Here is a 24,039-nt window from a genome sequence, read left to right as displayed (position 1 = left end):
GATGGCCCCGAAAAAAGCCCTGAGCAAGGTGTTTCTGGAATGGCCCGTGCTGCGCCAGGTGCGCTCGACGGACAAACTCGGCCGCGGCTCGGCGGTGACGTCCAAACACACCCGCTCGTTGGTGCCGCGCACCGCCACGGCCGACCGGGTGGTGCAGAGCGTGTGCCCGTACTGCGCCGTCGGCTGCGGCCAGCGGGTGTACGTCAAGGATGAGCGGGTCGTGGCGATCGAGGGCGACCCCGATTCGCCGATCTCGCGAGGACGCTTGTGCCCCAAGGGATCTGCGAGCGAGCAGTTGGTGAACTCGCCGGGGCGGCAGCTGCAGGTGCTCTACCGCGCGCCGCGCGCCACCGAATGGCAGCCGCTGCAGCTGGACACCGCGATCGACATGATCGCCGACCGCTTCGTGGAATCGCGCCGCAACAGCTGGCAGGACATCGACAAGAAGGGCAACCTGCTGCGCCGCACCATGGGCATCGCCGCGCTGGGCGGCGCGACCCTGGACAACGAAGAGAACTACCTCATCAAGAAGCTCTTCACCGCCGCGGGCGCCATTCAGATCGAGAACCAAGCCCGTATTTGACACAGCGCCACGGTTCCCGGTCTGGGAGCCTCCTTCGGGCGCGGCGGCGCCACCCAATCACTGCAAGACATGGCCAATGCCGACTGCATCGTCATCCAGGGCTCCAACATGGCCGAGTGTCACCCGGTCGGCTTCCAATGGGTGGAAGAGGCCCGGGCCCGCGGCGCGCGGGTGATCCACGTCGACCCGCGATTCACCCGCACCTCGGCGGTCTCCGACCGGCACATCCCGATCCGGGCCGGTTCGGACGTGGTGCTGCTCGGCGCGCTGATCAACCACGTGCTCACCAACGACCTGTGGTTCTCCGAGTACGTCGTCGCGTACACCAACGCCGCCACCATCATCAACGAAAACTTCCGCGACACCGAGGATCTCGGCGGCCTGTTCTCCGGGTTCGATCCCGAGACCGGGCAGTACGACACGTCGAGTTGGGCCTACGAAGAGGAGGACGACGGCCGGTCCGGAGGCGAAATCGAGTCCCCCGGCGGCGGTCACACCCACGGCGCCACCGCCACCCACAGCGCCGCCGGTGACGAGCACGGCAGCGGCGGCCCGCCGCTGGCGCACGCCAGGGTGCGCCGCGACGAGACCCTGCAGCACCCGCGGACCGTCTTCCAGATCCTCAAGCGGCACTACGCCCGCTACACGCCGGAGATGGTCAAAGACGTGTGCGGGATCAGCCGGGAGGACTTCGACTACCTGGCCCGCTCCATCGTGGAGAACTCCGGGCGCGAGCGCACCACCTGCTTCGCCTACGCCGTCGGCTGGACGCAGCACACCCTGGGCGCCCAATTCATCCGCACCGCAACGATTTTGCAGCTGCTGATGGGAAACGTCGGGCGCCCGGGCAGCGGCATCATGGCGCTGCGCGGCCACGCCACCATCCAGGGCTCCACCGACATCCCCACGCTGTTCAACCTGCTGCCCGGCTATCTGCCGATGCCCAAGGCGGGCGTGCACGACACCCTGGCCGACTACCTGGACGCGGTGGGATCCAAGAAACAGAAGGGCTTCTGGGCCAACGCCGACGCCTACACCGTCAGCCTGCTCAAGGCGTGGTGGGGCGAGGCGGCCACCGCGGACAACGACTGGGCCTACGACTACCTGCCCCGACTGACCGGCCCGCACGGCACCTACCAGACCGTGATGGGCATGCTGGCCGACGAGGTCGAGGGCTACTTCCTGCTCGGCCAGAACCCCGCGGTCGGTTCGGCGCACGGCCGGATGCAACGGCTGGGCATGTCGCATCTCAAGTGGCTGGTGGTGCGCGACTTCAACCTGATCGAATCGGCCACCTGGTGGAAGGACGGGCCCGAAATCGCCTCCGGGGAACTGAAAACCGAGGAGATCGAGACCGAGGTGTTCTTCCTGCCCGCCGCCACGCACGTGGAGAAGGCCGGATCCTTCACGCAGACACAACGATTGGTGCAGTGGCGGCACCAGGCCGTCGAGCCGCCGGGACAGTGCCAGAGCGAACTGCAGTTCTTCTACGAACTCGGCAAGCGGATCCGGCAACGGCTGGCCGGCTCGACCGACGAGCGGGACCGGCCGCTGCTGGATCTGACCTGGGACTACCCCACCGACGAGCACGGCGACCCGGACGGGGAGACGGTGCTGGCCGAGATCAACGGATACCGGGTCGGCGAGCCCGCGGACCCGTTGGCGTCCTACACCGAGCTGCGCGCCGACGGGTCGACCGCCGCCGGCTGCTGGATCTACACCGGGGTGTACGCCAACGCCGTCAACCAGGCCGCGCGCCGGGTGCCCAACGGCGGTGCATCGCCCAGCCAATCGCAGTGGGGCTGGGCGTGGCCCGCCGACCGGCGGGTGCTCTACAACCGCGCGTCGGCCGACCCGGACGGCAAACCGTGGAGCGAACGCAAGCGCTACATCTGGTGGGATCCCGACCAGCGACGCTGGGTCGGCTACGACGTGCCGGACTTCGTGGTCGACCGGGCCCCGGGCGCCCGGCCCGACCCCGAGCTGGGCGGCCCCGACGCGCTGGCCGGCGACGACCCGTTCATCATGCAGGCCGACGGCAAGGGCTGGCTGTTCGCGCCCAAGGGTGTGGTCGACGGGCCGCTGCCCACGCACTACGAGCCGCAGGAATCGCCGGTGGCCAACGCGCTGTATCCCCAGCAGCGCAACCCGGCGCGAATCACCTTCGCGCGCAAGGACAATCTCAGCGCACCCAGCGCCGGCGAGCCCGGCTCCGACGTCTACCCGTACGTGTTCACCACCTACCGGCTCACCGAGCATCACACCGCCGGCGGCATGAGCCGGTGGCTGCCCTACCTCTCGGAGCTGCAACCGGAGATGTTCTGCGAGGTCTCACCCGAGCTGGCCGCCGAACGCGGCCTGCAGCCGTACGGGTGGGCCACCATCATCTCGCCGCGCGCCGCCATCGAGGCGCGGGTGCTGGTCACCAAACGTGTTGCGCCGCTGGTCATCAACGGCCACACCGTGCACCAGATCGGGCTGCCCTACCACTGGGGTGTGGGCGGCGACGCGGTGGTCAGCGGGGACGCGGCCAACGACCTGCTCGGTGTCACACTGGATCCCAACGTGCAGATCCAGGAATCCAAGGCCGGGTCGTGCGACATCCGCCCGGGCCGCCGCCCGCGCGGCGAGGAGCTGCTCCGGCTGATCGCCGACTACCAGTCGCGCTCGGGCGTCACCACCGAGACCGGCAACGTGCGGGTGGACGATGCCGTGTGGGAAAGGGGGAGCTGATGGGCCAGCTGACCGGACCGACCGACCCGGCCGCCGACGCCGGCTGGGCGGTCCGCAAGCCGCGCAAGGGGTTTTTCACCGACACCTCGATCTGCATCGGGTGCAAGGCCTGCGAGGTCGCCTGCAAGGAATGGAACCGCAACCCGCAGGACGGCGACCTCGAGCTGCTGGGCTCGTCCTACGACAACACCGGCGCGCTGGGCGCCAGCACCTGGCGGCACGTGGCCTTCGTCGAACAGGGTCGCGAACGCATCGAGCAGGCACGCGAATCCGGCCGGGCGCTCATCGATTTGGGCATGCCGACCCTCCCCGGCGCGGCCTCCGGGCCGACCGAGCCGGCGGTGCCGCACACCCCGGAGTTCCGCTGGCTGATGTCCTCGGACGTCTGCAAGCACTGCACGCACGCCGGCTGCCTGGACGTCTGCCCGACCGGCGCGCTGTTTCGCACCGAATTCGGCACGGTGGTGGTGCAGCACGACGTCTGCAACGGATGCGGCACCTGCGTGGCGGGCTGCCCGTTCGGGGTCGTCGAGCGGCGCAACGACGGGACCTACGCGACACCGGCGCAACGGCCGGACCGCCCCAGCGAGGAGATCGTCACCGGCGTCGCGCAGAAGTGCACGCTGTGTTACGACCGGCTGCTCGAGGACGAGATCCCGGCCTGCGCCAAGACCTGCCCCACCACCTCGATCAAGTTCGGCGACCACGACGACCTGGTGGCCATGGCGCGCCGGCGGGTGGCCGCCCTGCACGCCCAGGGGCTCACCGAGGCCCGGCTGTACGGGGCCAACGAGCACGACGGCGTCGGCGGCACCGGCTCCATCTTCTTGCTGCTCGACGAACCCGAGGTCTACGGTCTGCCGCCCGACCCGCGGGTGTGCACCGCCGACCTGATGACCATGTTCAAGCGGGCCGGGCTGGCCGCGGCCGGCATGGTCGGGGCGGCCGTGCTGGCGTTTTGGAGGAGCCGGTGAGCACCTCGGAATTCGACAGTTTCCGGCCGCCTGAACCGGCGGGCGGCAAGCGCCGCAAAGGCAAGCGCGGCGGCCGGCGCGGGGCGGGCGACGGCTCCCGCGAGATGCCGATGGTGCCCGAGGCCGAGTTCAGCTCGTACTACGGGCGCCCGGTGGTCAAGCCGGCGCCGTGGGGCCAGGAGGTGGGGGCGTATCTGTTCCTGGGCGGCGTCGCCGGCGGCTCCGGGCTGCTGGCGGCCGGCGCCCAGCTGACCGGCCGGGACACGCTGCGCCGCAACACCCGGCTGACCGCCCTGGCCGCGGTGCTGCTCAGCCTGGTCGCGCTGGTGAAGGACCTGGGCCGGCCCGAGCGGTTCCTGAACATGTTGCGCACCGTCAAGCTGACCTCGCCGATGAACCTGGGCTCGTGGATTCTCAGCGCGTTCAGCGCCGGGATCTCGGTGGCCGCCGCCGCCGAGGTGGACCGGATGACGGGGCAGCGGCTCCCGCTGGGCCCGCTGCGCCCGGTGCTGCGCGCCGCCGAGGGGCCGGCCGGCCTTCAGGCGGCGGTGCTGGCGCCGCCGCTGGCCGTCTACACCGCCGTGCTGCTGGCCGACACCGCCACCCCGACCTGGAACGCGGCCCACGAGGACCTGCCGTTCGTGTTCGTCAGCTCGGCGAGCCTGGCCGCGTCGGGACTGGCGATGGTGACCACGCCCGTGCACCAGGCCGGCCCGGCCCGCACGCTGGCGGTGCTCGGTGCGCTGGGCGACCTGGCGGCCAGCAAGGTCATGGAGCGCCGGATGGACCCGGTCGCCGCCGAACCCCTGCACACCGGCGGGCCCGGCCGGATGCTGCGGGCCAGCGAACGCCTGGTGATCGCCGGCGGGCTGGGCACGCTGCTGGCCGGGCGGCACCGGGCGGTCGCGGTGGTCAGCGGCCTGGCGTTGGCGACGGCCTCGGCGCTGACGCGGTTCGGGGTGTTCGAGGCCGGGCTGGAGTCCGCCCGCCACCCCCGCTACACCATCGAGCCGCAGCAGCGCCGGCTGGCCGCCCGCCGCGCGGCCGGGATCACGTCGGACTCCATCACCACCGCGGGCTGAGCACGCCCGCGTCGTTTGCCCTCGGTGCAGCCGGGTATCCCGGTGCGCATGACGAATTTTGGCTACACTTTGATGACCGAGCAGAGTGGACCCAAAGAGCTTGTCCGGTACGCGATTTCGGCCGAAGAGCGCGGTTTCGACTTCCACGTGTGCAGTGACCACTTCTCACCGTGGCTCACCTCGCAGGGACACGCGCCCAACGCCTGGGCGGTGCTGGGCGCGGTGGCGCAGGCCACCGAGCGGGTCGACCTGTACACCTACGTGACGTGCCCGACGATGCGCTATCACCCGGCCATCGTCGCCCAGCAGGCGGCCACCGTGCAGATCCTGTCCGACGGCCGGTTCACCCTGGGCCTGGGCAGCGGCGAAAACCTCAACGAGCATGTCGTCGGCAAGGGCTGGCCGACCATCACCCGCCGGCAGGACATGCTGCGCGAGGCCATCAAGATCATCCGGGAGCTGTTCGGCGGGCAGCTGGTGGACTTCACCGGCGACTATTTCCGGGTCGACTCCGCGCGGCTGTGGGACGTGCCCGACGTGCCGGTCGGCATCGGGGTGGCCATCGGCGGCACCCGGGCGGTCGACAAGTTCGCCAAGCTGGCCGACCACCTGATCGCCACCGAACCCAACGCCGACCTGGTCGACGCCTGGCACGGCGCCCGTCAGGCCGCCAACCTCGCCGGCGGCGGACGGGTGGTCGGGCAGATCCCGGTGTCGTGGGATCCCGACCCCGACACCGCCGTCAAACGCGCGCACGACCAGTTCCGCTGGTTCGCCGGCGGCTGGAAGGTGAACGCGGACCTGCCCACCCCGGCCGGGTTTGCCGGCGCCACCCAGTTCGTGCGCCCCGAGGACGTCGCCGACGCCATTCCCTGCGGTCCCGACCTGGACGCGATCGTCGAGGGGGTCCGGCCGTACTGGGAGGCCGGGTTCACCGACATCGCGCTGGTCCAGATCGGCGGGGACACCCAGGAGAGATTCCTCAAGGAAGCCGCCGAACCGCTGCTGGCGGCGCTGCGCGATGCGGCGAAGTAGCGGCGAACGAGAAAGGGGAACCGAGATGTCAAATGAGTTGCAAGGCAAGAAGATAGCGATCCTGGCGGCCGACGGGGTGGAAAAGGTGGAGCTGGAGCAGCCGGCGGCGGCGCTGCGCGAGGCCGGCGCCGGCGTCGAGGTGGTCTCGCTGCAGGACGGCGAGATCCAGGCGCGCAACCACGACCTGGAGCCGGCCGGCACCTTCACCGTCGACCGCAAGGTGGCCGACGCGTCGGTCGACGACTTCGACGGCCTGGTGCTGCCGGGCGGCACCGTCAACCCCGACAAGCTGCGCCTGGACGACACCGCGGTCTCCTTCGTGCGGGACTTCGTCGGATCCGGCAAGCCGGTGGCCGCCATCTGCCACGGACCCTGGACGCTGGTGGAAGCCGGTGTGGCAGCGGGCCGGACGCTGACCTCCTATCCCAGCATCCGCACCGATCTGCGCAACGCGGGCGCCCACGTGGTGGACGAGGAGGTGGTGGTGGACGGCAACCTGATCACCAGCCGCTCGCCGAAGGACCTGCCGGCGTTCTGCTCGACCATCCTGGCGCAATTCGCGGGCGCCACCACCGGTTAGCCGTCAACACTTTTCGGCTGGTCCGTTTGAATGCGGTGGTTTGCGGGCATTATCCACGCCAAGCCGTGAGATCAGCGGCGCTCCTTGTAAGGGTTCTCGAAAGGCCAACAGTGACAACCACCTACCCCGAGCCCGCTGTGTTGCCCGTCCACAATGTCTATCAGCCGCAAGAGGATTCCCGGTTGCTGGTGGACGTGATGCACGGCACCGGTCTGATCCCGGGACGGCGCGTGCTGGACCTGTGCACCGGCAGCGGCTTCGTCGCGATCGCCGCGGCGGAGATGGGCTGCGCCAGCGTCACGGCGTTCGACAAATGCCCGCACGCCGTGCGGTGCGCCCGGGAGAACGCCGCGGTGGCCGGGGTGGACGTCGACGTCCGGGAGGGGTCGTGGCTCGCCGCGGTGGATTGCGCGCCGTTCGACGTCGTGGTGTCCAATCCGCCCTACGTGCCCACCCCGCCCGGCGCCGTGCTGGACGAGCTCGGCCCGGTGACCGGGCCGTCGTGGGCGTGGAACGCCGGCCGGGACGGCCGGCTGGTCCTGGATCCGTTGTGCGAGTCGGCGCCGAAGCTGTTGCGCGACGGCGGATCGCTGCTGCTGGTGCACTCGGCGCTGGCCGGTGTGCAGCAGTCGCTGGATTCCCTGAAGTGGGCCGGAATGGATGCGAAAGTCATTGCCTCCAAATGGATCCCGTTCGGTCCGGTGATGTTGTCTCGGGCGCACTGGCTGGAGGACGTCGGCCTGATCCCGCGCGGGCGCCGCGAAGAGGAGCTGATCGTGATCCGGGCGGAAAAGCGATGAGCCCCACCAGGGTTCAGGTGGTGCCCAACGGACCGGTGCTGGTCTCGGGACCGGTGCGCATCGAGACGCCCGGCGGCGAGGTGGTCGAGTCGGACCGTTTCATGGTGGCGATCTGCACCTGCCGGCGCAGCCGCCGATATCCGTTGTGCGACACCAGCCATCGCCGATGCCGCCAGCTCAAGGACTCGGCCGGTCCAGCGGCCGCCGCAACGACGACCGACCCTGCTGCCACGACGCCATGATCGTGTCCGCCAGGCGGTCCTCGACCGCCGCGTGCGCGCGGATCCCGAAGACGACGTCGCGCTGCAGCTCCGGTTCGCGCGCCACCAGATCGCCGACCACATCGAGGCGCACCACCTGCTCGTGCACCGCATCCGCTTCCACGTGCTCGCTGTAGAACGTGATGCAGGCCGGCGGCGCCTGCATGCGTTGCAGGGCGCGCACCATGCGCGCCGATCCCGGCGGGGAGGTGATCTCGGTGGCGGCGAAGTGCCCGATCGCGGCGCCGCGCCGCGCGCGGTGCAACCCGAACAGCGACATGAGGTTGACCACCGCCAGCGACTCGGCGGGCACCGCGTCGATGTAACCCCAGTAGGTGGTGTCCAGGCCGGCGGCCGCCAGCAGATCGGCGAACAGCTGCTGGTGCAGGCGCGGGCCCTGGCCGGCGCCGTACTCGTCGAACTCGACCGCCACGAACGCCGCCTTGGCGGTGCCCGTCAGCCGGGGGATGGCCCAGGCGTGCGGATCGCCCTCCTTGAGGTGATACAGCGAGCGGTGCACGAAGTACTCGCACATCTGCTGCCAGCTGCCGCGGTCGTGCAGGTGATACGACGGGCCGGTGCCCTCGACGGGCTCGGCCGCGATCGCGTCCATCTCGTCGGCCGCCGTCCGGTCGGGGTCGATGGGTCCGACGTCGCGACGCACACCGGCCAAAAACACCCGTTCCAGCTCGGCGCGCAGCGCCAGCAGCGCCGGATTCCACTCCCATGCGGGGTCGACGCCGGTGAAGCCGCGGTAGTGCAGCTCGTAGCACATGGCCAGGGCCAGCTGCAGATCCAGCCCGTACGGGTCGGAGTCACGCACCGACGCGCCGATGCGCGCCAGGTGGTCGACGGACGGGGGCCCGGTCAGCGCGCAGCGGACGGCCGTCGACAGCGGCCCGTGCGCGGACGGCAGGACGGGTTGCGTCGGGATCGATGTGCGGGTCACGCCGGTGACTACCCGTTTCGGAAGCCGGTTAATCGAATCCGGTCATTCGGCGGGCCGCCGGAACGTGATGTCGGCGACGGTGCCGGTGGCGCTGGTCCGCAGTTCCATGGCCTGGCTGAGCGCCTTCATCAGCGGCAACCCCCGCCCGCTGTTGACCGGATTGGCCGCCGGCGTCTTCCACGAACCGTAATCGGTGATGCGGGTGTGCACTTCGCCCTCGCCCAGGCGGGCGTCGAGCACCATGGTGCCGGCGACGAAACCCCGGTAGGCGTGCTCGACGCAGTTGGTGCAGGCCTCGTTGACCACCAGCACGATGTCGGCGGCCAACTCGCCGGTGATGCCGGCGGCGCCCAGCCAGTCCGCCAGTCGGTGCCGGATGCGGACCAATTGGTCTGCGGTGGCGGCGGTTTCGATGCGCAACGGTGACTGCTGATGCCGGTAGATCACCATCGCCACGTCGTCGTCGTAGCCAGCGGCCGGGGCCAGCTCGCGCAGCACCTCGTCGGCGACGGTGTCCAGGGGCAGCGTCATCGTCTGCGCCAAAACCTCTGCCGCACAGCCGATTCCGTCGTCGATCGGCTCGTGCTTGCGTTCCACCAGCCCGTCGGTGAACAGCATCAGGGTCGACCCGGGTGGCAGCAACCGGGTGGCCTGGGGGCGGGGGTCCTCGCGGCGCACGGCCAGCGGCACCGAGGCGGCGTCGGTCAACAGGGTCGTCGTCCCGGGCTCCGGTCCGGCCAGCACGGCCGGCATGTGCCCGGCGTTGCTGTACTGCAGCACGCCCGTCTCGGTGTCCAGGATCGCGAGAAACACGGTGGTGCAGTAGGCATTCGGGATCAGCGACGCCGCCGAGTCGAGCTGATCGAGCAGCACCGCGGGCTCGGCGCCGTTGATCAGCAGCGCCCGCGCGGAACTGCGCAGCTGTCCCATGATCGCCGCCGCCGGCAGGCCGCGGCCGACGCAGTCGCCGACGACGATGCCGATCCGGTGGTCGCCGATCGGCAGCACGTCATACCAGTCGCCGCCGATCTCGAGCGGCGGCACCGCGGGCTCGTAGCGCACCGCGAATCCGGGTGGGGGCTGCACCGGAGGCAGCATGGCGCGCTGCAACGTCAGCGACGTCTCGCGCGCGTTCTCGAACTGGCGGACGTGCTGCAGTGCCAGGCTGAGGTGCCCGATCAGCACGGTGACCAGCAGCCGGTCCTCCCCGCTGACCCAGCGCGGGGTGCGCAACTCCAGCCACAATGCCAGGTCCCCGGCCCCGGAGAGCACCGCGACCAATCCCCGTGATTTGCCCGGATTATCCGGGTGATCAACGGTTTTCGCTGTCAACGGCAGCTGATGGCGCGCCTCGGCGAAGGTGTCGCGCAGCCACGGATCCAGCTCGCGCCACGACGACGCCGCCGGCCGGCCGGCCACCTGGACCGCCGGGTCGCCGTCGCCGCTGGGCCAGGACACCGCGACCACCCGCTGCACGTCGATGGCCGTGCTGCACTCGTCGAGGGTGATGGACAGCAGCTCGTCGACGCTCTTGGCCACCGCCACCGCGGTGGCCAGCCGCAGCACCGCGCTCTCCCGGGCGGCGAAGGCGCGCTCGGCCGTGACGTCGCGGATGGTGCCGACGTAGGCGTCGCGGTCGCTGCCGGAATCCTTGACCGCGTTGATGCTCACCTTCACCCAGGCCAGATGCCCGTCGGCATGGCGAATCGGTGTCTCGTACTCGGCGCTGCCGGTACGCAGCACGACGCCGATCTGTTCGCTCGCGGTCTTGGGGTCGACCAGCCACGGGTGCGGCCACCGGTAGGGCAGGCCCTCGGCGGGGAACCCGAGGATCTCGATGAAGGCGTTGTTCACCTCGATCACCGAACCCTCGTGGTCGGCGACGAAGAACCCTTCCTGCAACGAATTCACCAGTGCGTTGCGGAATTTGTCGCGGTCGGCCAGCCCCTCGGCGCGGGCCCGCTGCTCGGCATAGCGCCGGTTGCCGTCGATGAATCCCCGGGTCGCGACGTCCAGCGGGACCAGCAGCTGCAGCAGGAACTCCAGCGCGATCGGCGCGTCGATGCGCACGTCCTGCGAGATCTCGAAGACCAGCCGGACGTGCTGCTCGATGATCTCGAGCAGGCTGATCTGCTCCTGCAGGGCGCGGCGGCCCAGCTCGTGCCCGACCGCCAGGCTGGCCTCGTCGCGGCTCGCCAGATAGGCACGCAGCGCACGGGCGTACTGATCGTGAAAGTCGTTGTCATCACTCATGTCGAGGCTCCCCGGTGCCGGGCGGCCAGCACCATGGCGTCGTCGGTCTCCTTGGCGTCCTTGCCCAGCAGGCCTTCGGCGATGGCGAGGGCGGGGGCGGCGAAGTCGATGTGGTCAAGGTAGTCGTCGATGATCCCGTCGGTGCGCATCACCAGCAGGTCGCCGGGCCGTATCGAAACAACTTGCGCTGGGCGGATTTCCGGTATCCGGTAGCCGACGATGCCCCCGGCCAGGCGTGCGCTGGACCGGACTTCGGTGCCGGTGGGCGCCTTGGCCACCAGATGCGCGGTGACGTTGCCGACCCCGGCCCAGGTCAGCGTGTTGGCCGCAAAGTCGATCCGCGCCAACGTCATTGCCACGCCCCGGGTGCCTTCCAACGCGCGATGGCAGAGCTGGATCAAGACTTCGATGGGTTCGGCGCCCGCGGCGGTCACCGTGTCGACGGCGCGCAGCGCGGCTTCCGCCGCGGGCGGCCCGTGACCGAGACCGTCCACCAGTGCGAACAGCGCCGCCTCGCCGTCGATGTCGACGGCGATACCGCGGTCGCCTGAGGTGTATTCGCTGGGCAAAGGCCTTCCGGCCCTTGCCCATTCGATGGGTCCGAACCGGCCGCTGTCACGCACGAGGGGGGACCCATTTCCACATTTCGATGACCGTTCCCTGGCCCAGGGTGGACTCGACCACCAGCCGGTCCATCAGGCGGCGGGCGCCCGGCAGGCCCATGCCCAGCCCGCGGCCCGTCGAGTAGCCGTCCTCCATCGCGCGTTCGATGTCGGCGATGCCGGGACCCTCGTCCTCGGCGCGCACCACCAGCGCCTTGCGGCCTTCCCGGTCGGCGACGGCGACCCGGACGGCGCCGCGGCCGGCGTAACTGGTGATGTTGCGGGCGATTTCGGAGATCGCCGTGGCGATCATCGTGACGTCGGTCAGGGAGAATCCTAAGTCAAGTGCGAGCTGGTGTCCGGCTTTGCGGGCTTCGACGATGTCGTCCGGGTTGTCGATGGCGACGACGATATCAGCCGCCACCGTCGCGCCCGATCGTCGGTTTCCGTTGCGCCAGTTGGCGATTCAGTAGCGCGATGCCCTCTTCCAGGTCCAGCGCGGTGTTCATGTCGTCGAAGGCCAGGCCCAGCTGGACCATCGCGAAGGCGACCTCGGGCTGCAGCCCGACGATCACCGTGTCCGCGCCGCGCAGCCGGGTCATGTGCGCGATGGTGCGCAGCGACCGGGCCGCGAACGAATCCATCACGTCGATGGCGGTGACGTCGACGATGATGCCCTGCGCGCGGAACCGGCTGACCCGCTCCATCAGGTCATAGCGCAGCCGTTCGGCGTCGGAGTCGGACAGCGCCGCCTGCACCGAGGCGATGAGGATCGCACCCTGTTTCAGGATCGGTACGGGCATGGGGCGCTCGGGTTCCTAACCGTCACCCGGTTTGCTCGCCGGTACGAGTCACCTCGTAGCCCAGGAGCCGCTCGGCCTCCTCGATGCCGCCCTGCAGGTCACCGACGGCGTTCATCTTGGACAGATCCAGACCGATCGTCACCAGCGTCAGCGCGATCTCCGAGGACAGGCCGGTGATGATCACGCTGGCGCCCATCAGCCCCGATGCGTCCACCGTCTGCACCAGGTGGTTGGCCACCGTGGAGTCGATCGTCGGCACACCGGTGATGTCGATGACCACCACCTTGGCCCGGTTGGCGCGGATGGCCCGCAACAGCTGTTCGGTGACCTGGCGGGCGCGCTGCGAATCCAGCACGCCGATGATCGGCAGAATCAGCAGCTGCTCGCGCACCTGCAGCACCGGCGTGGACAGCTCGCGGATCGCCTCCTGCTGCTGGCGGATGATGCGCTCGCGTTCCTGCACGAAGGACACGGCCACGGTGTTGGCGATCCGGTTGGCCGCCGGCTCGTAGGCGTCGAGCACCCGGTTCAGCATCTCGAACTCGGTCTGGTACTTCTCGAACAGCGAGCGGGCCAGCACGTCGCGCAGCAGCAGCACGATCCCGACCACCTCGTCGGTCTCCACGCCCCGCGGGATGATGCGTTCGGACAGGTCGCGCGCGTAGGCCTGCAGCGCCTCGACGCTACCGGTCTCGAGCACCTCGACGTAGTTGTCGTAGACGGCCGTCGCCTCGGAGAAGAGCTCCTCGGGCGTCATCGCGGTGAGCAACTCGGCCTCGGTGATGCGGCGGGCCCACTCCTCGCGCAGGATGGTCCGATTCTGCCGCAGGTGTTGAACCAGCTGCGGGAGCAGCCCCTCGCTGGAGATACCGACGGTCTGCGCTGCGGTGCCGGTACTGTTGAAATCCGACGGCGAATCTGACATATGGCCTCCCAAGGCCTTCCGAGCCGAGTCGCGCCCCGCGGTGCGCAGTTGCCTTTTGCGAGACTAGCCTGGCTTGTCGCGGGGCACGTGTAGAGGGCATATTCTTCTCGCAGTTCGCCAATCCAGGCTAGGGTTGAACCACGCCACGGTCCCGGGACAAAGGATTGCCATTGTCAGCTCCTGATTCGATTACCACGTTGGTTGAGGACCACGACGGGGTTTCCGTGGTCAGCGTCAGCGGAGAAATCGATTTGGTCACGGCTCCGGCCCTGGAACAGGCCATCGGCGCGGTCGTCGCGGACAGCCCCCCGGCGCTGGTCATCGACCTGTCCGCGGTGGAGTTCCTGGGCTCGGTCGGGCTGAAGATCCTGGCCGCCACCTACGAGAAGCTGGGCAAGGAAACCGGGTTCGGCGTGGTCGCCCGCGGCCCGGCCACCCGCAGGCCGATCCACTTGACCGGCCTGGACAAGACCTTCCCGCTGTATCCGACGCTCGACGACGCGTTGACGGCGGTGCGGGACGGCAAACTCAACGGCTGACCCCCCGGCGTCGGTTGGCTGCTATGGATTCGGTTGGCTGACAACGTGTCTGGCGGAGACGTCGACGATCCGCAGGAAGACCAGCGGTGGGACCGCCGCGAACGCGGCGAGACCGAAGTGCAACGGCTGGACCGCAATTGGAACAGCCTGCTGCAGGAGCTGCGGGTGGTCCAGACCGGGGTGCAGCTGCTGACCGGCTTTTTGCTGACGCTGCCGTTCCAGCAGCGTTTCGACGTGCTGGGCCCGCCGATGCGGGTCGCCTACCTGGCCACCGTGGTGTTCTCGGTGTGCGCGACCGTGTTGCTGATCGCGCCGGTGGCCATGCACCGGATCCTGTTCCGCCGCCACCGGCTGCAGGTGCTGGTCTCGGCGGCGCACCGATGCGCCTACGCCGGGCTGGGCGCGCTCGGCCTGGCGCTGATCGGCGTGACCACCATCATCTTCGCCGCGGTGGCCGGGCGGAACGTGGGCCTGGTCGCCGGGGCGTGTGCGCTGCCGCTGTTCGTGCTGTTCTGGTTCGTGCTGCCGCTGCTGCTGCGCACCCGCGGCATGTGACGGCGGGGGCTCAGCCGCCGCGCGCCAGCGCGGCGATCCGGGTGGACTCCAGGTGATCGAGCAGGTCCTGCGGGTCGGCGAAGACCGGGTCGGCGCCGGCCGCCCGCAGCTCGTCGCGGGCGATGCCGCCGCTGCACAGCCCGATGCACGCCAGCCCGGCGCCCCGCGCGGCGTGCGCGTCCCAGACGGCGTCGCCGACGAACACGGCTTCCTCGGCGCGCACCCCGGCGCGGTCCAGGGCGACCCGCACGATGCCCGGCTCGGGTTTGGCGGTGTCGACATCGCGGGACGACGTGGTCGCGGCGATGACGTCGTCGCAGTCGAGCACCTTGCGCAGGATCTCCAGTTCGTCCTCGGGCGCCGAGCTGGCCAGCACCACCTGCAGTCCCAGGTCGGCGACCCGGCGCAGCAGGGCCCGCGCCCCCGGTAGCGGCTTGAGCAGCGGCGTCAGCTCCCGGTAATAGCGGCGGTGCTTGTCGCGCAGCCGCTCCCCGACGTCGTCGGGCGCGTCGCCGGACAGCGTCCGCACCAGCGTGCTGCCGTCCATGCCGATGCAGCGGTGGATTTGCCAGGACGCGACGGCGATGTCCTCGTCGTCGAACGCGCGCTGCCAGGTGTGCACGTGCAGGTAGTTGGAGTCCACCAGGCTTCCGTCCACGTCGAACAGGACGGCGGGCGCACCCGCCCCGGCGCTCAGCGCAGGCTCCGCGGTGTCATGCACCCGGCATACCCGGCACGGGCGCGGCTGACACGCCGGCGTTTAGCTCCCCGGACGGCGGGTACGCACTGCGGAGATCCGCCCTGATGCCCCGAGTACCGCTGTGCCACGCGAATATCGCTGGCACACAATGATTCTCGACGAGGAATGACGTTGGACCACCGCAACAGCGACCCAGTCGATCACGCGCGCACCTTCCGCCAGCACGCCGGCGAAACCTTCACCTACGGCGCCAATGTGCCCGGATTGGCCGGTTCGGCGGTGGCGGTCGTCGCAATAACAGTCGGCGTGTTCGCCGTGGCGGCCGGACACCTGACCGGCGGCGCCATCGCCCTGATCGTGGCCGCGGTGGTGGGCGCGGTGAGCGCGGGCTGGCTGCTGCGCACCCACCGCAAGGTGCGCGACGCCGAACTGCGCTGGCACGCCGCGCATTCCGACCGGCCGCCACCGCCGCCCAGCAGCTGAGCGGCGCCGGGTGAAATTTCTGCGCTGAATCGGTGTAAGGCGTGCGCGGACGGGGTACTGCCTGCGCCACGGGTGAGGACAGCGAAAGTGCGTCAACCCGTTCCGAGCAGGAAGGAACTCCGATGGCGACCACCACTGACTACGACGCACGCCGCGTATCCGACAACGACACCCCGGACAAGTCCTCGCTGCGCGAGCTGGCACCCGCCCTGCACGGGGCCGGCACCACCGTCGTCGACGACGACCCCGACGACGTCCACTTCTTCGAACTCCCCGGCGCCGATTTGTCCGGCGAAGAGCTGTCGGTGACCGTGATCCCGCAACGCGCCGACGAGTTCACCTGCTCGAGTTGCTTTTTGGTGCAGCACCGCAGCCGGTTGCGGCGCTCCGCCGCAGGGCTGCCGGTCTGCGCCGATTGCGCGTAACGCGCGGCGGCCCGCCGTCCCCGCCCCGGGCGGCTGCGCCGATTTGTCACACGGTTGCGCTACGTTTTCGGGCAAAGCCGGCCGCGTAGACGTTGAGGGGTCATGGACAAGGCACTCGGGGCGCTGCTCCTGTTGGGGCTGGGCGTGCCTTGGTATTTCACCCAACACACCACCGGCAGCCTGCCCGCGGGTTGTGCGGCCGGGCTGGCCGGCCTGGCCGCGGCGGTCGGCGCGCTGTGGTGGCTTTCCCTGCAGCGGGACCGGTTGCGGGCCGACGCCCACCGCCGCCGTGACGTCAAACACGCCCGCGCGGGGTTGCGTGCCATCGACCGGATGTCCGGCAGGGAGTTCGAGGACTTCGTCGCGGCCCAGCTGCGCGTCGCCGGCTACGTCGTCACGCCGACGGCGGGCACGGGCGACTACGGGGTGGACCTCATCGCCAAGAAGGACGGCGTCCGCATGGCGGTCCAATGCAAAAGGCTGGCGAAGGCCGTCGGGGTGGCCGCCGTGCAACAGGTCGTCGCCGGGGCACGCCAGCACGGCTGCGACCGCACGGTGGTGGTGACCAATCAGACGTTCACCAAGGCGGCCCGCCGGTTGGCGATCACCCACCGCTGCCGGCTGGTGGGGCGGACCCAGCTGCGCAGCTGGACGCGGGTCGCACCCATCCGGTTCCGGGGTCCGCGGGTGTCGTGAACGCCGTTGCGCCCCAAAGACTTACGCACTTTCCGGCACCCGGGCCGCCTCATCGTTGGGTGGTGTCGTCGATGACGCGGCGGGCGATGTCGCGCAGCGGGGTGTTCATGCTCTGCGAGAGTTTGATCAGCGTGTTGAACGCGGTTTCGTCGTCGAGCTCGTAGCGTTCCATCAGGATGCCCTTGGCCTGTCCGATCATGTCGCGGGTGCTCAGCGCCTCCTTGAACTGCTGGGTTCGCACCACGTTGCTCCACGCCAGCGAGCCCAGCGTGGCGAACAGGGCGGCCATCCGGCGGGAGTCGTCCGAGAAGGCGTGCGGGCGTTCGGCGTAGAAGTTCAGCGCCCCCATGCTCAGCTCACCGGCGTACATAGGCAGCGACAGGATGCTGCGGATCGGGGTGCGCGCCAGGGCGTCGGCCTGGTACTTGGGCCAGCGTGAGTCGGTCCGCAGGTCGTCGACCACCACGACCTTGCGGGTCCAGGCGGCATGCAGGCAGGGCCCTTCCAGATACCGTTGCTGGAACTCGTCGAGCAGCCGGGCGCAATCGTCGGTGACCGAGGGCGTGCTGACCTCGTTCTGCCGGCTCGTCACCGTGATCCCGGCCTCCTGGGCGCCCGGCACCCACCGGGCCGACGCGGCGGTCAGGTCGTCGAGCACCTGCGGAAAATCCGCGGTGTCCGCCGAGTAGATGGCGCGCAGAACGTCGTTCAGCAGGGTGAGATCGTCAAAATTGGTCACTGAGTGTCGCCCTCATGAGTTCGAGACCGGTGGCAGGCAATACCCGTGCCGTTTTGAGCAGCCTGCGGTCCCGCGAGGCAATCACGTGCAGTGTTTGACGGCGACGAATGTCAATGCTGTTTGCTCAGCATTACGGTGAGATCCACTATATCGCCAGGGTTTCGGGAGTTTGCGGGGGATACCCGCAGCGCGATTCGCGGCGATGCTGTCGGTGCCGGCGCCTACGCTGCGCCTCATGACCGAACGCATTGATCTGATGGCCGACAAGGCAATCGGTGTGCTCATCGACTCCGTGCGGCAGGTTCCGCCGGCGAGTTGGGAGCGCCCGTCCAACCTCGCGGGGTGGAGCGTGCGTGATCTGGTGGGGCATGCGACCGGGAGCGCGGCCAAGATCGTCGCGCTCGTGGCGGGCGAACAGATCTGGCAGGGCCCATCCCGGCCGTCGGAGTGGCTGCGTGACGATCCGGTGCGATATCTGCGTGAGCTGGCGGACCGACTGCGCGCCGCCCTGCCGACGGCCGACCTCGACGCGCCGCGGACGTCCCCGCAGGGTGAGGTCCCGCTGCGCCGGGCGCTGATCTTTCCGGTGTGCGACCTGGCCCTGCACAGCTGGGACATCCACCGCTGCCTCGGCCGACAAGTCGAGCTGCCGCCTGACCTGCTCGCGCTGTGCCAGGGCCTCGTCGAGTCGCTGCCGGAGGAGATGCTGCGCCGGCCGGGGGCTTTCGGGCCGGCCCAACCCGCGCCGGAGAATTCCTCGGCGACCGCCCAGCTGATGGCCTTCCTCGGACGGTCGGTCGAACCGCCCAGCTGACCCTTGAATCACACGAGTCGGGGTGGCGGGATTTGAACCCACGGCCTCTTCGTCCCGAACGAAGCGCGCTACCAAGCTGCGCCACACCCCGCTTGAAGCTCCGACAGCCTATCGCACCGGGCTGGCGGCTGGCCAAACCGCGGTGTGCCGGGTCACTGCCACGCGCAACTGCGCTCGAATTCGGCCAGCGCCGCGGCCGGTCCGGTCGGATCCAGCCCCTGCGCCGCCACCCACTCGTCGTCGAAGTAGGTGTCGGCGTACCGGTCGCCGCTGTCGGCAAGCAGCGTGACCACCGAACCGCCGCGGCCCTGCGACACCAGCTCGGCCAGCAGGCCGAACGCCCCCCACACGTTGGTGCCCGTCGAGGGCCCCACCCGCCGGCCCAGCACGGCGCTGACGTGGCGGGCGGCGGCGACGGAGGCCGCGTCCGGCACGGCGACCATGCGGTCGACCACGCCGGGCAGAAACGACGGCTCGACCCGCGGCCGGCCGATGCCCTCGATCCGCGACGACCGGGACGCCACCACGTCGTCCCGGCCTTCGGCGTAGGCCGCGAAGAACGCCGAGTGCTCCGGGTCGACGACGCACAGCCGGGTGGCGTGCCGCCGGTAGCGGATGTAGCGGCCGATGGTCGCGCTCGTCCCGCCGGTGCCCGCGCCGACCACGATCCAGGCCGGCACGGGGTGTTTCTCGTCGCGCATCTGCTCGAAGATCGACTCGGCGATGTTGTTGTTGCCGCGCCAGTCGGTGGCCCGCTCGGCGTTGGTGAACTGGTCCAGGTAGTGCCCGCCGGTCTGCCGGGCCACCCGCTCGGCCTCGGCGTACACCTGGCTGGAATCCGCGACGAAATGGCAACGGCCGCCTTGTGATTCGATCAGCGCCACCTTGGCCGCGCTGGTCGACTCCGGCATCACGGCGACGAACGGCAGCCCCAGCAGGGCCGCGAAGTAGGCCTCGGACACCGCCGTCGACCCCGACGACGCCTCGACCACCGTGGTGCCCTCGCCGATCCAGCCGTTGCACAGCGCGTACAGGAACAGCGAGCGCGCCAGCCGGTGCTTGAGGCTGCCGGTGACGTGCGTCGTCTCGTCCTTGAGGTACAGCGCGACGTCGGCGTCGCCGGCCCAGGCCGACGGCAGCGGGTAGCGCAGCAGATGGGTGTCGGCGCTGCGCCGCGCATCGGCCTGGATCAGCCGGATCGCGTTGTCCGTCCAATCGCGTGGCAGGTTGCGGACCGCGATCCGGGTCCGCGTCACCGCACCGAAGCTGTTGGCTGCGAACGGCTCAGGTCGCTGACCGCGTCGCGGTCGCCCATCGGGGTGGCGATCAGCGTCAGCAGGGTGGCCTCCGGCCGGCAGCAGAACCGCACCGGCGCGTACGGCGAGGTGCCCATGCCCGCGGAGACGTGCAGCTGCATGTGCGCGCCCCAGCGGGACGGCCCCTTCGCGCGCGAGCGGTCCAGCCCGCAGTTGGTCACCAGCGCCCCGTAGAACGGCAGGCACACCTGGCCGCCGTGGGTGTGCCCGGCCATCACCAGTTGGTAGCCGTCGGCGGCGAACCGGTCCAGCACCCGCGGCTCCGGCGAATGCGTCAGCCCCAGCCGCAGGTTGGCCGCCGGGCTGGCCGGCCCCGCGATGGTGTCGTAGCGGTCCCGGTCGATGTGCGGGTCGTCCACGCCCGCGGCCGCGACGTGCAGGCCCGCCACCTCGAACTCGCGCCGGGTGTGGGTGAGGTCGAGCCAGCCGCGCTCGGTGAACGCGGCCCGCAGGTCCTGCCAGGGCAGCGGCTCGCCGCGGACCCGGTGCGACGGGTTGGTCACGTAGTTCAGCGGGTTCTTCAGGTGCGGGCCGAAGTAGTCGTTGCTGCCGAACACGAAGACGCCCGGCCGCGACAGCAGATCCCCCAGCGCCTGGATGACGGCCGGCACGGCCTTCGGGTGGGCCAGGTTGTCGCCGGTGTTGACCACCAGATCCGGTTCCCAGCCGGCCAACTCGCGCAGCCACGCCTGCTTGCGGCGCTGGCCGGGCGTCATGTGCAGGTCGCTGATATGCAGCACCCGCAGCGGTGTGGAGCCCGGACTCAACACGGGCATGGTGATCTCGCGCAGCACGAACGCGTTGCGCTCGATGATCGCGGCGTACCCCAGGCCGGCGACCGTCGAACCGAGCGCCGCCGCGCCGGTACGCAACAGGATGGGCAGGGCTCGGCGCCGGCCGCGAGGCGGCCCGGAGCGGCGCCGGGCAATCGAGACGTGAGCATCAGCCATGAATCGCAGCCTACTGCCGGTCGCCGACTGGCCGCGTAACCCGCGCGTCACGGCCCGTTACGGCGGCGGTTGCCCGGGCGCCGGCGGCGGCGGCGCCAGCAGCGGAATGGTGATCGGCGGCAGCCCCGGAATCTCGACCACCTGCGAACCGACCGGCGGGGGCGCGCCCTCCGGCGGTGGCGGCGGGGCCGGCGGGATGCCGTTGCTGACCTGGATGGTGATGATCGACCCGGGAATCGTCGCGCCGCTCGGTGTCGTGCCGACCACCTCGCCCTGCTTGGCGCTGCTGTTGACGAAGTTGTTCTGGTCGGCGACCTGGAAACCCGCCTCCTTGATGCGCTGCCGCGCCGCGTCGATGTCCAGGCCCGCCACGCTGGGCACCCGCGACCCCGGCGCGCCGTCCACGTAGCGGGGATCGGTGGGCGGCAACTGCACCGGACCGAAATTGGTGGCGATCGGCTTCATCGCGGTGAACCAGGTGCGGGCCGGCTCGTTACCGCCGTACAGGTCGCCCTCGCCGCAGTGGCGCAGCGGGGCCGAACACAGATCCGTCGGATTCGGCGAGTCGTCGTAGATGTAGTTGGCCGCCGCGTAGTGGTTGGTGAAGCCGACGAAGCCCGACGACCGGTGGGCTTCGGTGGTGCCCGTCTTGCCGGACATGGGCAGGTCCCAACCCGCCGCGCCGGCCGAACCGGCCGCCGTGCCGCCGCCCACCGCGTCCTTGCTCATCGCGTTGGCCATGGTGTTGGCCAGGCCCTCGGGCACCACCTGATCGCAGGTCTCGGTGGTCACCGCCACCTCGTTGCCCTTGCGGTCGATCAGCTTGTCGATCGGATTGGGCGGGCACCAGGTGCCGCCGGAGGCCAGCGTGGCCGCGACGTTGGACAGCTCCAGCGCGTTCACCTCGATCGGGCCCAGCGTGAACGAGCCGATGTTCTGGCGTTTGACGAAGTCGGCCAGGCTCTCGTTGCTGTCCGGGTTGTAGTCGCGGGCGGTGCCGGGGTCGGCGTAGGAGCGCAACCCCAGCTTGATCGCCATGTCCACCGTGCGCGTCACCCCGACCTGCTGGATCAGTTTGGCGAACGCGGTGTTGGGCGAGGTGGCCAGCGCCTCGGTGACGTTCATCGAGCCCTTGTAGTTGCCGGCGTTGACCACGCACCAGGTGTCCTTCGGGCAGCCCTTGGCGCCGCCGCTTCCCATGCCCTTGGCCTGGAACCGGCCCGGCACCTCCAGCGTGGCGTTGATGCCCATGCCCATGTCCAGCGCCGCGGCCGTGGTGAAGATCTTGAACACCGATCCCGCGCCGTCGCCGACCAGCGAGAACGGCTGCGGGCGCATGGTCTGCCCGGCGTCGACGTCCAGGCCGTAGGTGCGGTTGCTGGCCATCGCCATCACCTTGTGCGACGTCTTGCCGGGCTGGATCACGCTCATCACGCTCGAGATGCCGGGCAGCGTCGGGCTGGCGAACTTGTCGATAGCCGCCTTGACCGGGATCTGCACGTCGGGGTCCAGCGTCGTCTTGATCAGATAGCCGCCCCGGGCGACCTGCTCCTTGCTGATCCCGGCGCGCGAGAGGTACTCCTGCACGTAGTCGCAGAAGTACGCCCGGTCACCGGCCGCGATGCAGCCGCGGGGCAGCTCGTTGGGCTGCGGCAGGATGCCCAGCGGCGCGGCCTTGGCGGCGCGCAGCGCGTCGGCCTCCTGCGGGATGTTCTCGATCATGGTGTCCAGCACCAGGTTTCGGCGGGCCAGCGCGCCTTCGGGGTTGGTGTAGGGGTTGAGCGCGCTGGTCGACTGCACCATGCCTGCCAGCAGCGCCGCCTGCTGCCAGTTCAGGTCGGAGGCGTTGATGCCGAAGTAGGTCTGGGCGGCGTCCTGCACGCCGAACGAGTTGTTGCCGAACGACACCAGGTTCAGGTACCGGGTCAGGATCTCGGGCTTGGTGAAGGTCTTGTCCAGGGTCAGCGCCATCCGGATCTCGCGCAGCTTGCGGGCCGGGGTGGTCTCCACCGCCGCCCGCTTCTCGGCGTCGGTCTTTGCGGTCACCAGCAGCTGGTAGTTCTTGATGTACTGCTGCTCGATGGTGGACCCGCCGCGGGTGTCGACGTCGCCGCGGGCGTAGCCGGCCAACCCGGTCAGGGTGCCTTTCCAGTCCACCCCGTTGTGGTCGGCGAACCGCTTGTCCTCGATGGACACGATCGCCAGCTTCATCGTGTTGGCGATCTTGTCGCTGGGCACCTCGAAGCGGCGCTGCGAATACAGCCAGGCGATGGTGTTGCCCTTGGCGTCGACCATCGTCGACACCGCCGGCACCTCGCCCTCGAGCAGCTGCGCCGAGCCGTTGGCGACCACTTCCGAGGCGCGGTTGGACACCAGTCCTATTCCGCCGGCGACGGGAAACAGCAGCGCGGTGGCCACCACACTGGCCAACAAACAGAACCCCGCGAGCTTCAAAACCGTGAGCGCGGCCGGGGGGCGGTCTGACATGGCTACTACAGTAGCGGCCCGCAGTCACGCCGCCACGCTGCAAGTTCACCGATTAATCGGGCCGATCGGGGGGCCGGCGGCGCGGGCGCTGAGCAGCACGAAAATTTGCAGTTGCGTCAGCGATCCGGATCGAACATGGTGTGCGAGATCACTTCTTCGCCTATCCTTCGGAGCGAGACGGGACGCCCGTCCCAAAAAAAGCGTTATCGGACTGTTGCGCAATTGGCAGCTGACCACCTAACTTAGACACACGGTGAGATTCAGGTAACACCGAAGCACACAGTGTGGCGTAGATCGCAAGGGTTGGATCTGCACCCCAGGAGGGCGGTCGCGACGGGCGACCGGTAGGGAAGGGAACAGTTCGTGTCACCAACACGGCCGGCGGCGCGTAGGACAAACATTGCAGCCGCTCAAGGGGTACTTCGCAGTGTCGATGCCGAGGAGCGCATCGCCTGGGTCTCGAAGGCACTGTGCCGGACCACCGATCCGGATGAACTGTTTGTGCGCGGTGCCGCCCAACGCAAGGCCGCAGTGATCTGCCGGCACTGCCCCGTCATGCAGGAATGCGGGGCGGACGCGCTGGACAACCGGGTCGAGTTCGGGGTCTGGGGCGGCATGACCGAGCGGCAGCGCCGCGCGCTGCTCAAGCAGCACCCCGAGGTGGTGTCCTGGGCGGACTTCTTCGACAAGAGGAGAAACCGCAGCGCCGGGTGACCGGCGCCGCCGACCGCCCGCTGTTCGTGATTACGGTACTGT

Annotated in this window: 25 protein-coding genes and 1 tRNA gene; 14 read left to right on the top strand and 12 right to left on the bottom strand. The window is 69.8% G+C overall.

Annotated elements, in window-relative coordinates; translation table 11 throughout:
* Position 1: 1 nt before the first annotated feature.
* The 7 genes from fdh to H7I87_RS16810 all read left to right on the top strand — a co-directional run bounded on the left by fdh (position 2) and on the right by H7I87_RS16810 (position 8,029).
* The gene (gene fdh, locus H7I87_RS16840) at positions 2–3,316 is read left to right on the top strand and encodes a formate dehydrogenase (protein WP_196758347.1); all 3,315 of its coding nucleotides are present in this window, start codon (positions 2–4) and stop codon (positions 3,314–3,316) included.
* Positions 3,298–4,290, top strand: a complete 993-nt coding sequence (locus H7I87_RS16835; protein WP_023861996.1) for a 4Fe-4S dicluster domain-containing protein — start codon at positions 3,298–3,300, stop codon at positions 4,288–4,290. The genes fdh and H7I87_RS16835 overlap by 19 nt, the downstream gene beginning before the upstream one ends.
* On the top strand, positions 4,287–5,372 hold the full coding sequence (gene nrfD / locus H7I87_RS16830; RefSeq protein WP_031348154.1) for an NrfD/PsrC family molybdoenzyme membrane anchor subunit: 1,086 nt from the start codon (positions 4,287–4,289) through the stop codon (positions 5,370–5,372). The genes H7I87_RS16835 and nrfD overlap by 4 nt, the downstream gene beginning before the upstream one ends.
* A gap of 48 nt (positions 5,373–5,420) precedes the next feature.
* Entirely contained in the window at positions 5,421–6,407 is a 987-nt protein-coding gene (locus H7I87_RS16825; protein ID WP_003877040.1) for an LLM class F420-dependent oxidoreductase, read from the top strand.
* A 25-nt stretch (positions 6,408–6,432) separates the two neighbouring features.
* The gene (locus H7I87_RS16820; protein ID WP_019733206.1) at positions 6,433–6,987 is read left to right on the top strand and encodes a type 1 glutamine amidotransferase domain-containing protein; all 555 of its coding nucleotides are present in this window, start codon (positions 6,433–6,435) and stop codon (positions 6,985–6,987) included.
* A gap of 110 nt (positions 6,988–7,097) precedes the next feature.
* Entirely contained in the window at positions 7,098–7,787 is a 690-nt protein-coding gene (locus H7I87_RS16815; RefSeq protein ID WP_033719159.1) for a HemK2/MTQ2 family protein methyltransferase, read from the top strand.
* Positions 7,784–8,029, top strand: coding sequence for a CDGSH iron-sulfur domain-containing protein (locus H7I87_RS16810; protein WP_076220910.1), 246 nt, complete (start codon positions 7,784–7,786; stop codon positions 8,027–8,029). Before H7I87_RS16815 ends, H7I87_RS16810 begins: the two co-directional genes overlap by 4 nt.
* Here the strand turns inward: H7I87_RS16810 and H7I87_RS16805 are convergent.
* Genes H7I87_RS16805 through H7I87_RS16780 form a run of 6 tightly spaced genes read right to left on the bottom strand, consistent with a single transcriptional unit; the run spans position 7,965 to position 13,579 of the window.
* On the bottom strand, positions 7,965–8,996 hold the full coding sequence (locus H7I87_RS16805; protein WP_019733209.1) for an iron-containing redox enzyme family protein: 1,032 nt from the start codon (positions 8,994–8,996) through the stop codon (positions 7,965–7,967). The two genes, H7I87_RS16810 and H7I87_RS16805, sit on opposite strands and share 65 nt — an antisense overlap.
* 42 nt (positions 8,997–9,038) lie before the next feature.
* Complete coding sequence (locus tag H7I87_RS16800) at positions 9,039–11,249, bottom strand: SpoIIE family protein phosphatase (protein ID WP_023861994.1); 2,211 nt, start codon at positions 11,247–11,249, stop codon at positions 9,039–9,041.
* Positions 11,246–11,818: a SpoIIE family protein phosphatase gene (locus H7I87_RS16795; protein WP_009974681.1), complete on the bottom strand. Its 573-nt coding sequence runs from the start codon at positions 11,816–11,818 to the stop codon at positions 11,246–11,248. Before H7I87_RS16795 ends, H7I87_RS16800 begins: the two co-directional genes overlap by 4 nt.
* A gap of 46 nt (positions 11,819–11,864) precedes the next feature.
* Positions 11,865–12,275: an anti-sigma regulatory factor gene (locus H7I87_RS16790; RefSeq protein ID WP_003877046.1), complete on the bottom strand. Its 411-nt coding sequence runs from the start codon at positions 12,273–12,275 to the stop codon at positions 11,865–11,867.
* Complete coding sequence (locus H7I87_RS16785) at positions 12,265–12,654, bottom strand: STAS domain-containing protein (protein ID WP_003873320.1); 390 nt, start codon at positions 12,652–12,654, stop codon at positions 12,265–12,267. The genes H7I87_RS16790 and H7I87_RS16785 overlap by 11 nt, the downstream gene beginning before the upstream one ends.
* Positions 12,655–12,676: 22 nt before the next feature.
* Positions 12,677–13,579 carry an STAS domain-containing protein gene (locus H7I87_RS16780; protein WP_003873319.1) on the bottom strand — a complete coding sequence of 301 codons (903 nt, stop codon included), beginning with the start codon at positions 13,577–13,579 and terminating at the stop codon, positions 12,677–12,679.
* Between the two features lie 197 nt (positions 13,580–13,776).
* On the opposite strand from H7I87_RS16780, the gene H7I87_RS16775 reads away from it, so the two are divergent.
* Both H7I87_RS16775 and H7I87_RS16770 read left to right on the top strand, forming a co-directional pair.
* Positions 13,777–14,118 (top strand): STAS domain-containing protein, encoded by a 342-nt coding sequence (locus tag H7I87_RS16775; protein WP_003877048.1) that lies wholly within the window; start codon positions 13,777–13,779, stop codon positions 14,116–14,118.
* A 33-nt stretch (positions 14,119–14,151) separates the two neighbouring features.
* The gene (locus H7I87_RS16770) at positions 14,152–14,673 is read left to right on the top strand and encodes a DUF6328 family protein (protein WP_003877049.1); all 522 of its coding nucleotides are present in this window, start codon (positions 14,152–14,154) and stop codon (positions 14,671–14,673) included.
* Positions 14,674–14,683: 10 nt separating this feature from the next.
* On the opposite strand, the gene H7I87_RS16765 is transcribed toward H7I87_RS16770, so the two are convergent.
* Positions 14,684–15,394 carry an HAD family hydrolase gene (locus H7I87_RS16765; protein WP_023861993.1) on the bottom strand — a complete coding sequence of 237 codons (711 nt, stop codon included), beginning with the start codon at positions 15,392–15,394 and terminating at the stop codon, positions 14,684–14,686.
* Positions 15,395–15,538: 144 nt separating this feature from the next.
* On the opposite strand from H7I87_RS16765, the gene H7I87_RS16760 reads away from it, so the two are divergent.
* The 3 genes from H7I87_RS16760 to H7I87_RS16750 all read left to right on the top strand — a co-directional run bounded on the left by H7I87_RS16760 (position 15,539) and on the right by H7I87_RS16750 (position 16,977).
* The gene (locus H7I87_RS16760; protein WP_023861992.1) at positions 15,539–15,856 is read left to right on the top strand and encodes a hypothetical protein; all 318 of its coding nucleotides are present in this window, start codon (positions 15,539–15,541) and stop codon (positions 15,854–15,856) included.
* A 122-nt stretch (positions 15,857–15,978) separates the two neighbouring features.
* Positions 15,979–16,281 carry a DUF4193 domain-containing protein gene (locus H7I87_RS16755; RefSeq protein ID WP_003873314.1) on the top strand — a complete coding sequence of 101 codons (303 nt, stop codon included), beginning with the start codon at positions 15,979–15,981 and terminating at the stop codon, positions 16,279–16,281.
* A 102-nt stretch (positions 16,282–16,383) separates the two neighbouring features.
* On the top strand, positions 16,384–16,977 hold the full coding sequence (locus tag H7I87_RS16750) for a restriction endonuclease (protein WP_023861991.1): 594 nt from the start codon (positions 16,384–16,386) through the stop codon (positions 16,975–16,977).
* A gap of 49 nt (positions 16,978–17,026) precedes the next feature.
* Here H7I87_RS16750 and H7I87_RS16745 read toward each other — a convergent pair whose 3' ends face one another.
* Positions 17,027–17,716, bottom strand: coding sequence for a GAF and ANTAR domain-containing protein (locus tag H7I87_RS16745; RefSeq protein ID WP_009974685.1), 690 nt, complete (start codon positions 17,714–17,716; stop codon positions 17,027–17,029).
* Between the two features lie 235 nt (positions 17,717–17,951).
* Here H7I87_RS16745 and H7I87_RS16740 point away from each other — a divergent pair, with 235 nt between their 5' ends.
* On the top strand, positions 17,952–18,530 hold the full coding sequence (locus H7I87_RS16740) for a TIGR03086 family metal-binding protein (protein WP_224111801.1): 579 nt from the start codon (positions 17,952–17,954) through the stop codon (positions 18,528–18,530).
* A 17-nt stretch (positions 18,531–18,547) separates the two neighbouring features.
* Here H7I87_RS16740 and H7I87_RS16735 read toward each other — a convergent pair.
* The 4 genes from H7I87_RS16735 to ponA2 all read right to left on the bottom strand — a co-directional run bounded on the left by H7I87_RS16735 (position 18,548) and on the right by ponA2 (position 23,283).
* A tRNA-Pro gene (locus H7I87_RS16735) sits at positions 18,548–18,621 on the bottom strand.
* A gap of 61 nt (positions 18,622–18,682) precedes the next feature.
* Positions 18,683–19,786: an L-cysteine desulfhydrase Cds1 gene (gene cds1, locus H7I87_RS16730; protein WP_023861989.1), complete on the bottom strand. Its 1,104-nt coding sequence runs from the start codon at positions 19,784–19,786 to the stop codon at positions 18,683–18,685.
* Positions 19,783–20,796, bottom strand: a complete 1,014-nt coding sequence (locus tag H7I87_RS16725; RefSeq protein ID WP_011723561.1) for a metallophosphoesterase — start codon at positions 20,794–20,796, stop codon at positions 19,783–19,785. The genes cds1 and H7I87_RS16725 overlap by 4 nt, the downstream gene beginning before the upstream one ends.
* Before the next feature lie 57 nt (positions 20,797–20,853).
* Positions 20,854–23,283, bottom strand: a complete 2,430-nt coding sequence (gene ponA2, locus H7I87_RS16720) for a transglycosylase/D,D-transpeptidase PonA2 (protein ID WP_010948847.1) — start codon at positions 23,281–23,283, stop codon at positions 20,854–20,856.
* Between the two features lie 363 nt (positions 23,284–23,646).
* On the opposite strand from ponA2, the gene H7I87_RS16715 reads away from it, so the two are divergent.
* Positions 23,647–23,997, top strand: a complete 351-nt coding sequence (locus H7I87_RS16715) for a WhiB family transcriptional regulator (RefSeq protein WP_009974690.1) — start codon at positions 23,647–23,649, stop codon at positions 23,995–23,997.
* The last annotated feature ends 42 nt before the right edge of the window (positions 23,998–24,039 follow it).

This window comes from Mycobacterium timonense (genome assembly GCF_025821985.1).
Classification (GTDB): Bacteria; Actinomycetota; Actinomycetes; order Mycobacteriales; family Mycobacteriaceae; genus Mycobacterium; species Mycobacterium avium.
The sequence above is the reverse complement of the archived record's forward strand: the minus strand, read 5'-3'. Positions and strand labels throughout refer to the sequence as shown.